This window comes from Lacibacter sp., from assembly GCF_057361365.1.
The window spans coordinates 234,495-248,317 of sequence record NZ_JBMQSG010000010.1; the positions used below are offsets into that span (position 1 = coordinate 234,495).

The 13,823-nt window shown below is 38.8% G+C and carries 13 protein-coding genes; 1 reads left to right on the forward strand and 12 read right to left on the reverse strand.

Annotated features, from left to right (window positions below):
- Nucleotides 1-442: 442 nt before the first annotated feature.
- From ACO1QW_RS09490 to ACO1QW_RS09500, 3 genes are all read right to left on the reverse strand, one after another.
- Nucleotides 443-880 carry a DUF6943 family protein gene (locus ACO1QW_RS09490; RefSeq protein WP_486257883.1) on the reverse strand — a complete coding sequence of 146 codons (438 nt, stop codon included), beginning with the start codon at nucleotides 878-880 and terminating at the stop codon, nucleotides 443-445.
- A 496-nt stretch (nucleotides 881-1,376) separates the two neighbouring features.
- Nucleotides 1,377-2,315, reverse strand: coding sequence for a hypothetical protein (locus ACO1QW_RS09495; protein ID WP_486257886.1), 939 nt, complete (start codon nucleotides 2,313-2,315; stop codon nucleotides 1,377-1,379).
- A gap of 229 nt (nucleotides 2,316-2,544) precedes the next feature.
- A complete protein-coding gene (locus tag ACO1QW_RS09500) occupies nucleotides 2,545-3,252 on the reverse strand; it encodes a DUF4145 domain-containing protein (RefSeq protein ID WP_486257888.1) in 708 nt (235 codons plus the stop codon).
- Nucleotides 3,253-4,425: 1,173 nt separating this feature from the next.
- Between ACO1QW_RS09500 and ACO1QW_RS09505 the strand changes: the two genes are divergently transcribed.
- Entirely contained in the window at nucleotides 4,426-4,635 is a 210-nt protein-coding gene (locus tag ACO1QW_RS09505; protein ID WP_486257890.1) for a hypothetical protein, read from the forward strand.
- 7 nt (nucleotides 4,636-4,642) lie between these two features.
- Here ACO1QW_RS09505 and bioA read toward each other — a convergent pair whose 3' ends face one another.
- The 9 genes from bioA to ACO1QW_RS09550 all read right to left on the reverse strand — a co-directional run bounded on the left by bioA (nucleotide 4,643) and on the right by ACO1QW_RS09550 (nucleotide 13,822).
- The gene (bioA, locus tag ACO1QW_RS09510) at nucleotides 4,643-5,962 is read right to left on the reverse strand and encodes an adenosylmethionine--8-amino-7-oxononanoate transaminase (RefSeq protein ID WP_486257892.1); all 1,320 of its coding nucleotides are present in this window, start codon (nucleotides 5,960-5,962) and stop codon (nucleotides 4,643-4,645) included.
- Between the two features lie 5 nt (nucleotides 5,963-5,967).
- Complete coding sequence (bioD, locus tag ACO1QW_RS09515; RefSeq protein WP_486257894.1) at nucleotides 5,968-6,594, reverse strand: dethiobiotin synthase; 627 nt, start codon at nucleotides 6,592-6,594, stop codon at nucleotides 5,968-5,970.
- Nucleotides 6,591-7,757 (reverse strand): aminotransferase class I/II-fold pyridoxal phosphate-dependent enzyme, encoded by a 1,167-nt coding sequence (locus ACO1QW_RS09520; protein ID WP_486257896.1) that lies wholly within the window; start codon nucleotides 7,755-7,757, stop codon nucleotides 6,591-6,593. The genes bioD and ACO1QW_RS09520 overlap by 4 nt, the downstream gene beginning before the upstream one ends.
- Nucleotides 7,744-8,727 (reverse strand): biotin synthase BioB, encoded by a 984-nt coding sequence (gene bioB, locus ACO1QW_RS09525; protein ID WP_486257898.1) that lies wholly within the window; start codon nucleotides 8,725-8,727, stop codon nucleotides 7,744-7,746. The genes ACO1QW_RS09520 and bioB overlap by 14 nt, the downstream gene beginning before the upstream one ends.
- Before the next feature lie 152 nt (nucleotides 8,728-8,879).
- Entirely contained in the window at nucleotides 8,880-10,709 is a 1,830-nt protein-coding gene (locus ACO1QW_RS09530) for a UvrD-helicase domain-containing protein (RefSeq protein WP_486257901.1), read from the reverse strand.
- A gap of 142 nt (nucleotides 10,710-10,851) precedes the next feature.
- On the reverse strand, nucleotides 10,852-11,727 hold the full coding sequence (locus ACO1QW_RS09535) for an SOS response-associated peptidase (protein ID WP_486257903.1): 876 nt from the start codon (nucleotides 11,725-11,727) through the stop codon (nucleotides 10,852-10,854).
- Nucleotides 11,728-11,729: 2 nt separating this feature from the next.
- On the reverse strand, nucleotides 11,730-12,227 hold the full coding sequence (locus ACO1QW_RS09540; protein ID WP_486257905.1) for a hypothetical protein: 498 nt from the start codon (nucleotides 12,225-12,227) through the stop codon (nucleotides 11,730-11,732).
- Nucleotides 12,228-12,242: 15 nt separating this feature from the next.
- Nucleotides 12,243-12,560, reverse strand: coding sequence for a hypothetical protein (locus ACO1QW_RS09545; protein WP_486257908.1), 318 nt, complete (start codon nucleotides 12,558-12,560; stop codon nucleotides 12,243-12,245).
- Nucleotides 12,557-13,822 (reverse strand): Y-family DNA polymerase, encoded by a 1,266-nt coding sequence (locus tag ACO1QW_RS09550; protein WP_486257910.1) that lies wholly within the window; start codon nucleotides 13,820-13,822, stop codon nucleotides 12,557-12,559. Before ACO1QW_RS09550 ends, ACO1QW_RS09545 begins: the two co-directional genes overlap by 4 nt.
- Nucleotide 13,823: the final 1 nt, after the last annotated feature.

The window sequence follows — 13,823 nt, forward strand, 5'->3', positions numbered from 1 at the left end:
GAGCGAATTGATAGCCTCCTGATTCTTCAGGAGGCTTTTTTATTACAAAAAGTAAAGCCCCTAAAAAGGAGGCGCACAGGATGAAGAAAAGCAATAGCCCAACTGCGATGAAAAAACGAAAACACCAGGTGAAACATGCCAGCATGAAACCCACATACTGCCGACGAACCAACGATTAACAAGCACTGCCATAACAAACAATTGAAGGTTAAGAAATAAAATAACCGTCCACCCACAGCGAAGGGATTTAGGGTGGCTGTATAAATGATGGCCTTGTGTGAGGGTATTGTGTTTATGCTGCGCAGTGTCGGCATTGTGCCCGTAGCTATCTTGGCGGATATTTTATTTTTTCAATGGTTTGTGTTGGCTCGTCCTTAGTTGGTGAGCTGCACTGTGTGTGTCATCACATGTCACCAATTTGTATGAGAAAAAGCGAATTCCCTTACGGGACATTTTTTATTTGCTGAAAGTATTGCTGCAACAAAACCTGCTGCAGTTTTTCTGTTGCTATGATTTGCTGGGCAAGTGAGGCTTTAAGCTGATTACATTTTTCTAATGAGGAAAGGATTTCCTGGAAGCGTGACCAATTAGGATGGATAAGTAAAGCAACTTCCCTGATGCAAATGCGAACATCATTTACATTGATGTAAGGAATAACAGAACCACGCTGATAAACCTTGAACTTTTTTGATTGATGCAAACCATACACTAACCAAAAGAAGAATTTAAAATACTCTTCATTTGAACAAGTGATAATAAAAGAATTTGGCCATGGAACCAGTGCAGGCCTGCCGGCATTATTGCCTTTGCAGAGAATGAAAAATGAATGCGGTGGAATGGATGCATTTGGATGATAGCAACGAACCATTGGATACATCATAAATTTTATACCGCTGATTTTTGCTATGCAGCAAGACGCCACATTTGGCCAGCGATAGGCAACCCAAATGCAGCGTGGGCAGGAAGGCAAGGTTTATTGCATAAAAAATACTACCCGAAATGAGCAGATATTAGCGAAGCAAAAAGCGAAATGAGGGGTGGAGATTTTTTTGCAAAAACCCGGAGGGCAAACGGAATGAAGTGGAGTGAAGACCTTGACGACTACAAGGAGCATAACTTGCCTATTCGGCTGGGCATGGTGAGTTTGAAAAGAGCGATCAATTTTTAAAATTTATTGCAATAGTGCTAATCAGGAATGAGTTTTTTTGTTTGAAGGCTTGTTTATTTCTAAAGAATAGAAGACTAGAAAAATAAAGAAGCAGTAATTTAATATGAAGGATAATAATAGTGTTTGAAGAATATGTATTTGTCTTTAATGGCACAATAAAAAATTTAGCAAGAACTAAAACATTATTAATTGGCACAGGTTGTTAATATTAGTTTATTGATAATTCAATATCGTTGACTTTAATTTGATTTATAGAGTTATTACGAGTGCCGCCCAAGTAAGCGATAGATATTTCGAATTTTTTGCTAAAGACTTTGTTTCCGATATCGGCATAGATTAGCTCGATTGAAAACACCGGTAAGTCAAATAATTGTTTTTTTTCTTCAACGGAATTCCAAGAATTAAATATTAAAGCACTGTAAGCTTCTAATATGTAGTGGGGTATGTCGATTTGATAAGGTTCAACGTTGTGTTCAATAGATAAAATGTGGTTAATCCGACTTTCGTTTTGAACTTGCACCACATTCATGGATCTAAACGAATTGCCGCCTATATTTTGGGTGAATTGAAAGATTTGCGGTTTCTTAATGTCATATGAAGCAGTAATTTTATCGTTATTGCCCGCTTCATGTGCCGAAATATTAACTAAATGATGAATCTTGTCCAAATCGATACTGAATCGTAAAATTATTTTTTTTGCTGGGCCAAGGCCTATATTTAATAATTTAAGGTGAAAGGAGTTGATAAGTGAAATTGACGAACGATAGTTTAAAGCAATTTTGTCGTAAGAAAATTCCAATGGTATATCGTTGAGAGAATTTGATGCAATGTAAAAAAGACGCTCTTCAATTATTAAATCCGGTTTGTAACTGCTTTCAATGGCTTTGTCTGCTCTTTTATCTTCAATTTTTTTAATATAGAAAGCGATGTATATGGTAACTAATAATGTAAAAAAGGAAATAATGGGGTTTAAAATGCCACCAAAGAAATCACCAAATGGGCCCCAATCGGAAGGATTGCTTGATGGGTTGTTATTGCCAAAATATAGTATATAATAATAAATAGGAAGACAGATAATGACAAAGACAGCAAGCATTCCGCTACCAATCAGAATTATTTTCCAAAGGTTAGGTCTTATTTTTTTCATCAATTATTTATTTTAGTGAAATGTGGTCGAGGACAGCGATTTAAAATTTGGAGATTTTTAAACACTTCAATAAGCCGATATAACATAAGTCTGGCTGTTATTTCGTAAATGTTAAAAGCAAAAGGTTTTCAGTTTTTTTAATTTGTACTTTGATTTCATTGCGTCAACAAATATTGGCATAGTTTTCTGGTTATAAAGGATGACAGATGATAAAGAAAATGCGAGTAACCTAACTAGATGATTTAGGATTTGATAAACTCTCAATTTTGTCATGCAAGTTTTGAATTCTTGCAGGAAGAATAAAGAGATATTCTATTAAGTAATCCAGTACATCAACCATTAGTGAAGAAATTTCTTCGTTAGGTTCTTTTTCTGCGTCAAAATGAGCTCCTAAATTGCCCCCTTTGCGAATAGCATCGGCTAAAGTCAGGATTGGGTCAGTCAAGTTTATATAGTTAGGCAATTCTTTAAGTTGCAATGCAAGTGGTTTCAATTTTTGTTCTTCTGAAACGATAGACTTAGTGATGCCTTCTAAAACTCTTCTGCATAAAACAGAAGTTGCGGTCCATTCATGAGCATTTAACACATTTATTGTTGAAAAGTAGGCCTTTTTGATACTTTCAGGCAATTTTTCAGCTTCGTCAATTCCCTCTAGTGCTAATCGAGTGTCTCCAGGTGGATTAATAAAAAGTTCGCCAGTATAGGAGTTGTTCGATTCGTTAGTTTTCGTTAGGTATAAAAAAAGCACTTTTTGCTGACAAGCCGGGCAATGCGATTTTGTATGTTCTATTACCATCGTTTTGCTGGCATTCCATTTCAATGTGAAGTTTGCTTTTCTTTTACAGAAAGGGCATGTTGTATCAACTGATAGCGGAATACGATAATTATTTTCTCTACTGCTACTTGCAAAATATTGATTTGGTATATGTCTCAACATTTGTAATGATGGTTAAATATGACTAGGGGGTGCATTTAAAAAGGGCTAATTGAGTTTTGGATAACGGGCTAATGTAATATCTAATTATTGAAATAAAAAGAGTGTTATAACTATTGTAAGCATTTGTCGGTAAAAGCGCCTGCGGCAAAAAGGAAGCAGAGCCCGCCGGGAGTAACGGCGGGGAAGGGCGGCAGCATAGCGAGTCAAAAGGAGCCGGAGAGAAAGATGAACGGAGGCGACGGCGAGCCCCCGAAAGGGGCCAGTAGTAAAGCTGCAGCCCCATCACTTGCCAATGGCAAAAGAAGCGTGGCCATGGGGCTGTAGCGATGCTGGCTACATAGGGAGCCGCCTGCATAAATTTCCCGAAGGGCATGCAGGCGGCGGACGTATGCGAGTGAGCTGATGTGCAGCTTTGCGACCTGGAGGTACGACAGAAGCAATTAGCAGCACACAGCAAACGATGCCTGAAGGGGCGGCCGGCGAGCAAAGAAGTGTGGCAGCGGGTGGACTTAGCAGTACTGAATGAAACCCCACTGAATGAAGTGTAATGAAACCCAGTGAGTGGTGTATGTGGGTTTGCGAAAGTGCATGTGCATCCTGCTGTGCGTGGGTTTGTGTTTTGACCAGGATGCCAGGCACAGAAGCAAATGGAGAGCAACGAACGTGGTGGAATGAAACGTAATGAAGGAGTGGTTGAATGAAGGGCTGTGAAGGACACAGGAGCTGCCGTGAGGAATGAGGAGGAGCTGCAAACAGTATGACAAACTGCGAAGTGAAACGGAGCACCCAAGACATGCGGAGTATCGGAGCATGCGAAGGGTATTGCAGCTATAAAAATGCCTTTCAGGAACAAGCATTGTATTCATTTTTTTTGCTGCAATGGTTTGGCATACCTGCTTGCCGACGACGAATGACGAACACCTTTTTACCGGCTACGGAGAAAGCTGATGAATGTTGAAAGAAAATTGTTGTGAAAAAGAAGTAGCGATAGCTGTAAATGCTGATGAAGCGAAGCGTTGCTTATAGAATGAAATGGAGTAAGCAAACACAATTATGAACGTGCCGAAGGCACGCAATTGAATTTAATTTTCTTTTAGAAAGAAATCGTATTATTAAAAACGAATACCAACATGAGAAAAGATGACACTATATCAATTCAACCAACTAGATGAAATGGAACAGCAAGAAGCAATCTGGAAACATGGAGTAAAGCTAGCTGTGCGGGAAGATGGGGAATTCAGATACACATTGTACCAGATAGACAAATTCTACGTGGAAAAGCTGTTCAATAAGGAACTGGGTGTAACAAGGGATCAAAGAACTTTTCAAAGTCCGAATGAATTTTTAGATCCATATCTAGATCAGATCAAACTGAAATTATAGAGATCGTTCATCGTTCATTTTTCATGGTGGAAGAATGTTGTAGCTCAGCTGCCATAAGTTTCAGACAATTTTCAATCTCATTCAAATCAGTTTCAGCAATGCAATATGGTGGCATTATGTAAATGGTATTGCCTAATGGACGAAGAATGATTCCTCTTTTCAGAAAGAAATGATATAGCCAATCACGAAGAGAATTGAAATAAGAAGTTTGTTCGTTTGTTATAATATCAAAGGCCAAAATAGTTCCAGTGCAACGGATATTTTTTAAAGTAGTTACGTTTTGAAGACTGTGAGCCAGTGACTTCATATGAGTTGAAATGCGTTGTATATTATTTTTGCACTCATCGTTTAATAACAGATCAAGGCTTGCCAATGCTGCTGTGCAGGCTAAAGGATTTGCTGTGTAGGAATGACCGTGATACAATGTTTTCGAACGGTCGGTTGATTGAAAGCTGTTAAAAATAGTTTCAGTGCAGATTGTGATACCCTTTGGCATTGTTCCCCCTGTGAGGCCTTTGGACAGGCAGACGATGTCGGGTTGCTGTTGCAAATGATCAGAAGCAAAGAGTTTTCCTGTTCTGCCAAACCCGGTCATGACTTCATCGGCAATGGTGAGGATTTCATTTTTCTTACAGATGCTTATGAGCTGATCGAGGGCTGCAGCATCATACATGATCATACCACCTGCGCCCAAGATTAAGGGTTCAAAAATGAATGCAGCAATCTCATCGTGATGACTTAAAATTTCAGCCCTGAGTTTTGTAAATGATTCTTCTTCGTTTCCTTTTACAGGAACAGGTATATGAATTACTTCAAACAGCAATGATGAAAAAGGTTTTGTAAACCCACTTCTTGCGCTTACACTCATTGCACCAAATGTATCTCCATGGTAAGCTGCGTCAAATGCAATGATCTTATTCTTTTTTAATGCATTGTTGCTCCAATACTGTATGGCCATTTTCAATGCTACTTCCACTGCAGTGGACCCATTATCGGAATAGAATATTTTTGATTGATTGGAAGGAAGGATCTGTAATATACGTTCGGCTAATTCAACAGCCGGCTGATGGGTGAACCCGGCGAAGATCAAATGTTCCAGTGTGTTTAATTGTTGAGCAACTTTTTCTGCAATGTATGGATGTGCATGTCCGTGAATGTTTACCCACCAGGAAGAAATGGCATCAATGTATCTGTTGCCTTTTTCATCAAACAAATAAACGCCTTCGCCTCTAACAATCGGAATTGGAAAGTCAGCATGATTGATGTCTGAATTTCTGTGTGTGTATGGATGCCAGATGCATTGTAAGTCCCGTTGTGTTAAGTTCATATGCTTCACTTTACAAAAGATTGTTTCAGCTGATGAGCATAGTTGCTGATGGTTTTCTTCGTGATGTGTTCTTCGTGATTGATCCTGGCCAGGCAGGAAAGCTCGGTATATTGTAAGATGTAGTTTTCAGTTAATTGATTTGCCTTTCCGTTAAATATAATTCCTGCTATTTCAATCTTTTTGTTTTTTAATGCTTCAACAGAAAGCAACGTGTGATTGATGCTGCCGAGGTAATTTTGTGAAACCAATATTACAGGAGCCTGCCATTTTACCAGCAAGTCGATGTTTAATTCATTTTTGTTGAGAGGCACCATGATGCCTCCTGCCAATTCAATGATAAGTGTATTATTTGTTTGAGGAAGATCCAGTTTTGTTAGTTCAATTTCGATTCCATCTATATCCGCAGCAGCATGAGGTGAAAGAGGTTGTGTTAAACGATATGCTTCCTTATGAAAAAACGATTTTGAATTTGTAACAAGTGAACGAACTTCATCTGTATCTGTATAATCAAGACTTCCCGATTGAATGGGTTTCCAGTAATCAGCTTCCAATGCTTCAGTAAGGATCGCAGCAACCATTGTTTTGCCAATGCCTGTTCCAATACCTGCTACAATGATTCTTTTCCTGTTCATGCAGTAAGAATTTCCGTTAATGCAGTTTGCAATTGATCAACCTCACCCATTGTATTGTGCAGGTGTAAACTTATGCGCAGCCGTTCTTTTCCCTGTGGTACGGAAGGTGGGATGATGGCCCGGACATCAAAGCCTTTTTTCTGTAATTGTGTTGCAGTTTTTCTTGCCCTTTCACTACCCGGTATAATCAAACTTTGGACGGGGCAATTACCATCAATTAAAACAGTATCGTCGATATTTTTCCAATGCTGTTTGAAATGCTGAATTAGTTGGTGCAGATGTGTTGTATTGAAATCTGTTGCAAGTAATTGTTCATATGCAATACGAATGCTGACTAATGAATGAATTGGTAATGCGGTTGTGAAGATGAAGGAACGGGCAAAGTTGATGAGATAATTTCTCAAGGTAGCTGAACCAACTACTACCGCACCATGACAGCCCATTGCTTTGCCGAACGTATGCACCCTGGCAAATACATCCTGTTCGAGATTGTATTGGTTAACAAGGCCTCTTCCATTTGTGCCAAACACACCGGTTGCATGTGCTTCGTCTACAACCAGGTTAGCATTGTATTGTTTGCAAAGATGAACCACTTCCTGTAAAGGAGCTATATCGCCATCCATTGAGTAAACAGATTCTGCAACTACGAAGATGTTGCCTTTGGCTTGTTGTAATTTCTTTTCAAGGTCGTGCAGATTGTTATGTTGAAAACGGAAACGGTTGGCATAGCTTAACCTGCATCCATCAATAATGCTTGCATGGATGAGTTCATCACAAATGATGGTATCATTTTTTTTAGCAATACAAGAGAAGAGCCCGACATTGGCATCGTAACCTGAATTGAAAAGTAAGGCAGCTTCTGTGTTATGAAATGCAGCAAGAAATTGTTCCAGTTCTTCGGCAAAAGCTGTGTTGCCAGAAATAGACCGTGAACCAGTTGAACCGGAAAAGCATTGCATCTCATCGAGATATCTTTTCGTATTCTCCTGAAGTATCTCTGAACGTGCAAAGCTCAAATAGTCATTGGAACAAAAATCGATCAATCCATTATTCAACTGGAGAAAGCGGAACAGCGATTGTTCTTTTCGTTGATCAAGTGCTTCCTGTAAAGTATCATTGATATTTTTACTTTCTGCATGTACTAATGTGTTATGCATTGACATGAGCAGCAGATTCTTCGTTCTTAAATGCTTTGCGTGCTGTTAATCCAAACAATTCAAACATCTGCATATCATCTACAAAGGAAGGGTTAGGCGTAGTAAGCAGTTTATCGCCAGCAAAAATAGAATTAGCACCAGCCATGAAACACAAAGCCTGTTCCGGTAAACTCATTTCCAAACGACCTGCAGATAAGCGAACTACTGTTTTTGGCATAATGCTCCTTGCTGTTGCAATCATCCGCACCAATTCCCAAACAGAAATACGAGTTTGGTTTTCAAGTGGTGTTCCCTTTACAGGTACTAATGCATTTATAGGAACCGATTCAGGATGTTGTGGTAATGTTGAAAGTGTATGCAGCATTTTAACTCTGTCGTCATCTGTTTCTCCCAAGCCGATGATGCCTCCACTGCAAACAGTAATATTTGCTTTACGGACATTGTGCAATGTTTCTAAACGATCATCATAGGTTCTTGTGGTGATGATGGTTTCATAATTTTCACGGGATGTATCGACATTGTGGTTGTATGCATAGAGTCCTGCTTCTTTTAATTTTTGTGCCTGTTCATATGAAAGCATGCCCAATGTGCAACATACTTCCATTCCTGTTTCGTTGACTGCTTTCACCATTTCTAATACACGATCAAAATCCCTGTTGTTACGGACTTCTCTCCAGGCTGCGCCCATGCAGAGACGTGATGCTCCACCTTGTTTTGCCTGCTGTGCCATTTCTACCACTTCATTGACCTGCATAAGTGCGTGCACACCTACACCTGTATTATAACGTGCTGCCTGCGGGCAATAAGCACAGTCTTCGGAACATCCTCCCGTTTTAATGGATATTAAACTGCTAATTTGTACCTCCGCATATTCATTGTTGTTGCGGTGAACAGTGGCAGCATTGAAGATGAGATCTAATAATGGGGAATGATAGATCGTCTTGATCTCCTGGAGAGACCAGTCGTTTCTTAGCATAGCAATGGTTTAAGGGTTAATGATTGCATACAGTCAAACAAACAAACTGGTTTATTTGTTTTTGTTGACAGCGGGGCAAAGATATAGGGAAAATATTTTATTGGTAGAGGAGCATTTGATATGTCTTTTCTTGAAATTATTATTCCGATTAATTATTCATCGAAGAGATTGAGCTTTTTGAGACGTGAAATGATTGCTCCTCTTGTTCTGTTGAAATGCTCTGCTAAATCGCTGATAGAATAGTCGTCTTCAAACAACTCTTTCAATTCTTCATCTAATGCATCGGTCCAAGGGTAATAGGCTGATTTGTTGACTTCTCTTTTCTTGTCGAGGGTGTATGCCTTCTTTTTTATTTCCATGCCGGTAGGTTTGCGGCTTGTAGAGTTTGTTGATTGTGGTGGTACAGTTGATTTAAAGACTGCTTTTAGTGGATCGGACTCTTTAATGACTACTATTGATGGTGATGAAATGAACGTTTTTGGCAACAGTTTATCAGGTATATGTAGTTTGTTTTTTGTACGAGTGATGGCCACATACAGTAAGTTTATCTCTTCATTTATTTTTGAAACATCCATTGGTTCCTGGTCTTTCTTTATTTCAGCTCTAATACGTTCCACTTTTTCTTCGGTGATAAAGTCGTTAACCAAGTACACAATATCATATTCCATTCCTTTGGCCCGGTGTACAGTAGAAAAGATCATTTGTGCTTTGTGCCTGTCTTCATCTTTCGTTTGACGTTTCTTTAATTGGTTGATAAGGTCGTGAATTTCGTTTTCATATTCTTTTACTATTTCGACCATCATTCCCAGTTGTGCATCTTCGGTTGACTCGATATATTCTTCTAATTCATCAATGTCTTTCATTGAAGCAATTAATTTGTCCCGGATAAGATCGTGACGCTCATTATAGAGATTAAGTACATCATAAAGTGAAGCTCCATCTTCTGCATAGGTGTAGGAATTGATATTTCCTTCGAAATAAATGTGATTCACTTTTGGATTTTCAGTAATGTAATTAATTGCAGTGAGTAATAGTCCAAGGTTTGTACGAGCAATAGTAGCAGAGGAATTTGATATTGTTGAGTTTCCTTTGCCCGTGATGGATACCGGCTTGTAATCAACCAGCTTTTCTTTGAAGTCAAGAATTCTGCAAGCAAGTTTGGCAATATCCTGGCTGAACCGAAAACTAGCTGAGAGATGCAGTATGTTGAAGTTGACTTTGTTTAATGAGTTAACCGCATGCCTCCAACCATAAATCTGTTGATGTGTATCTCCCACAATTACTTTAGTGGCTTTTTGTTTCATGAAGATATCAAGCATTGCTTCGGAAGCATCCTGTCCTTCATCGAAAAGAATATAGTTATATGGCAGGACTGGATTTGAAAGTTGAAATTTCTTCAGATAGAAATCGTGTGTGATTTCTATTTCTCCTTTGTCCATTTTTGCAAGCAGTTGACGGGTGCCCGTTATGATCGACTCATAGAATTTGTGCACAAACGATTTTGCTTTAGGATCTGTAATAGTGTCAATATAGTTCAGCTGCTGCACTTTTTGTTTATCGCTGTTGCTGAAGAAAGTAATGAACTTGTTTATATGATTTGCAATAATGTATTCAGTAAGTTTTTGATCACTGCCGGTTAGTTGTAGCAATTCAACTATCTCAGGTGTTTTGTACTGTGAGGGTTTTATTTTGTAGTTAGAGCCTCTGCAGATAAACCGGAAAGCTAGTGAATGAGCGGTTTCAACTTTTACATTGTGCAAACCTTTTTCCTTAAACTTTCTTTCTGCTTCTAGTTTTACGGATTTGTTGAAAGCAAGGTAAAGAATTTTTGAACCGGCAGGGCGGGATGCCGCATATTCAATTACTGTTGTTGTTTTTCCGGAACCAGCAACCGCATTGATGCAAAGATTTGTGTCTGTTGCAATGATTACTTCCTGTTCAATGGTTAAACGTGGCTGGGTTATGGTGTGGTGATTTTCCATACAAGTATCTTAAAGCGGCTAAGATATTGTTTCAAATGAAAAAACAAAAGAGTTTATTGACTTAATTAATACGCCAATTAACGTGAGAAATAACAGATAAAATAATTTCCAAGGCCTTATATTTTAATACAGCATTTGATTTTTAAAATAATACACTTTGTGGTTCCAAAGGACTGTCGTTTCCTAATGGTGGCAGGTTTGGCCAATTGTATGTTTCATGCTTTAATAAACCATCGGGACGAGGGTTTTGTGTCCTGATTGTAAATACCGGAGTTTCATCAAGGCTTTCAGCTGGAATCTGGAATGCCAGCATGCTTTTTATTTCATCATCTGTTAACGCAGGATCAATCCATTTAACTGCCATTTCCGGTTCCATGAATAAAGGCATGCGATGTTTGTTATCGCCATCGTTATGGATGTTCATCATTTTTTCATTTGCCGGCACTGTGATCATTGCATAGGTGCCCAACAGTTCGCCGGTTTCGATATTGATGATCTTATTGATGGCTTCAAGGAATTTTGTATCGCCTGTTGACTTGATAGCAGCAATATCTTCTTTTGTTACATCGAGGTAATTGTATAATGCAGGGATGAGCATTGGTTTTTTTGATTGAAGCCGGATGAAATAAGGCACTTTGTTTTTCCAACCAATGATCTTTCGATGTTCGTAAATACCATCGGTGACAATGAGACAACGATTCTGTTTTATTTTAAACCAGGTTGATTTGGGATCGAAGATGTTTTCTGAACGGGCATTGTACATGTTGTTTCCGTACTTAAAAAAGTTGACTGCATTTTTCAACATGAATTTGCTCATTACTCCCCACCGCATTAAAGTAATGTAAGGAATGTTTTCCGTATTCATGTAAATGATACGTGTTTGCGGACGGGAATGTGCCTGGATATGTGAATTAGCTTCAAACTTTAAATTGATTTGCGGATCAATCTTTAAATGTGGAAGATAATCGTAAAGAGAATCTTCCGAAATATCGATACGAAAAGAAATATCAAGACACATAACTAACTATTTTCAAGGTCTTCAAATTTGAATTTTATTTCATCGCCACCATAACTGATACGGGTGAACAATTCGCCCAGTTGAAAATACAAAAAAGGTATAATTGTTACCTTCCCTTTCAGATCCCAACCGGTATTTTTATAAAGGTATTTTTTGGTACGTTCTTTAAACAAAACCGTTACTTTCTTTTCAATACCCGGTATCATGATCCTCGAATAAATTTTGTATCCTTCAGGTGCGGCAGCTGCAATCTTTAGTTTATCCAAATGTTCCGGAATTCTTGTATCGTAAAGAAAGCGATTCTGATCGTGCCTGATAGCTTTGTAATGACGTTCGGCTTCGGCGGAATCGTGGTAGTGGGATATGAGAAAACTGTTTTTTATGGAAGTGTGGTCTTTTACTAAGCCTCTTGGATAAGTGGAACGTACATAATGCCGCACTTGTTTTTCAATCATTGCATTCAGCAACTCTGTTGTAAATGGATAACAAGGATTGAACATTTCCTGGGTTTTGTTTTAAAGGACCGTTGAATTGTGCAGGTACTGAAAATATAAGTCTTCAGAAATTTCTATCAAAAAGCGGATGGCATCTATACCTGCAGCCATTTCCTTCACTTCATCGCTATCAATAGGACTAATTAGCTGATCGGATGCTTCAGCTTTCAACAAGGGATCATCGGGCAATAGGGGAAGCAAGTAGTAATCATTTACATGATGATCCGCTTCATTATTTGCAAATGCATCACCCATTGAAAGAATATGTGTATATCTTTTGTCTTTCAGAAAGAACATAAGTTCCTGCGATAATTCAGCAATGATTGTTTTTGTATTCATATCTTGATGGTGAGCACCTGGTTAATATCTGTTGTATAGCAGGGTGAAAGATGTTCCTGTTTTAAGCGCCATTGCCGTGAGTAACCTTGTATAGCAAATTTAACCAAATCCTTTCCGAAGCGTGTGTTGACTTTATCGAGTGTTTTCATAAGGGTAGCATCCTTTTTTCGATCTGCTTTATCGAACAAGGACTGCTGTACTTCGATTTCCGGCACAATATCCATAACAATTACACCGGCCTTCTTGAATTGATAACCGGGTTTATAAATCATGTCGAGCCCTTTTAATGCATAACGAATAATGTCTTTTGTGCTATTGGTTGCTACAGGAATTTTTAATGTAAGATTGCGGGCATATTGTTTATCCTGAGTGCGGTGAACATTGGTCTGAATAAGCACATGCATTAAGCCGGCGCAAGTTTTTTGTTTGCGAAGTTTTGCAGCACATGATGAAGCATAATTTGCGACGGCTTCCTGAATATCTTTTTTTTCGGAAAGCAATTTTCCAAATGAACGTGCAGTGCAGATACCTTTTTTTGGTTTGATTATATCTTCCCACTCAATTGATGGAATGCCGTTTAATTCATTGAGCATACGTTCACCTACCACCGTCATGTTTGTGCGGACCCAATCAGGATTGAGTTTATTTAAAAAGTCGGCTGCAGTATGAATGCCCATCCATTTAAGCCTGCGACTATGTTGTGCACCAATGCCCCACACATCTTCAATTTGTGTCCAGTTCAAAACTTCGTTGATCTTTTCTTTTGTATCGAGACAGTAGACTGCTTTACTGCGTTGTGTTTTCTTCGCATACCTGTTAGCCATCTTCGCTAAAGTTTTACTAGGAGCGATACCAACGGTGACAGGAATACCAATATCCTGTTTGATTGCTTCACGAATTGAATAACCGTATTGAAACAGATCGGTGAATTTCATATTGGACAGGTCGAGAAAAGCTTCATCGATTGAATAACATTCTATTTTAGGTGTGAACGTTGACAGCATATCCTGGACACGCTCACTCAGATTTCCATACAATGTATAATTTGAAGAGAATACTGCTACCTGATTTTTTGAAAGCAATTCCTGCATCATAAATGCGGGTGCACCCATTTCAATACCGATCTCTTTTGCTTCTTCGCTACGTGCAATGACGCAACCATCATTATTACTTAAAACCACAACTGCTTTGCCTTCGAGCCGGGGCTGAAAGATGCGCTCACAGGAAGCATAAAAATTATTACAATCAACTAGTGCTATCATT

Excerpts from the sequence above, each read along its gene's own strand:
- ACO1QW_RS09490 (WP_486257883.1), bottom strand. The coding sequence starts at position 880 with ATGATGTATCCAATGGTTCGTTGCTATCATCCAAATGCATCCATTCCA.
- ACO1QW_RS09495 (WP_486257886.1), bottom strand. The coding sequence starts at position 2,315 with ATGAAAAAAATAAGACCTAACCTTTGGAAAATAATTCTGATTGGTAGC.
- ACO1QW_RS09500 (WP_486257888.1), bottom strand. The coding sequence starts at position 3,252 with ATGTTGAGACATATACCAAATCAATATTTTGCAAGTAGCAGTAGAGAA.
- ACO1QW_RS09505 (WP_486257890.1), top strand. The coding sequence starts at position 4,426 with ATGGAACAGCAAGAAGCAATCTGGAAACATGGAGTAAAGCTAGCTGTG.
- bioA (WP_486257892.1), bottom strand. The coding sequence starts at position 5,962 with ATGAACTTAACACAACGGGACTTACAATGCATCTGGCATCCATACACA.
- bioD (WP_486257894.1), bottom strand. The coding sequence starts at position 6,594 with ATGAACAGGAAAAGAATCATTGTAGCAGGTATTGGAACAGGCATTGGC.
- ACO1QW_RS09520 (WP_486257896.1), bottom strand. The coding sequence starts at position 7,757 with ATGTCAATGCATAACACATTAGTACATGCAGAAAGTAAAAATATCAAT.
- bioB (WP_486257898.1), bottom strand. The coding sequence starts at position 8,727 with ATGCTAAGAAACGACTGGTCTCTCCAGGAGATCAAGACGATCTATCAT.
- ACO1QW_RS09530 (WP_486257901.1), bottom strand. The coding sequence starts at position 10,709 with ATGGAAAATCACCACACCATAACCCAGCCACGTTTAACCATTGAACAG.
- ACO1QW_RS09535 (WP_486257903.1), bottom strand. The coding sequence starts at position 11,727 with ATGTGTCTTGATATTTCTTTTCGTATCGATATTTCGGAAGATTCTCTT.
- ACO1QW_RS09540 (WP_486257905.1), bottom strand. The coding sequence starts at position 12,227 with ATGTTCAATCCTTGTTATCCATTTACAACAGAGTTGCTGAATGCAATG.
- ACO1QW_RS09545 (WP_486257908.1), bottom strand. The coding sequence starts at position 12,560 with ATGAATACAAAAACAATCATTGCTGAATTATCGCAGGAACTTATGTTC.
- ACO1QW_RS09550 (WP_486257910.1), bottom strand. The coding sequence starts at position 13,822 with ATGATAGCACTAGTTGATTGTAATAATTTTTATGCTTCCTGTGAGCGC.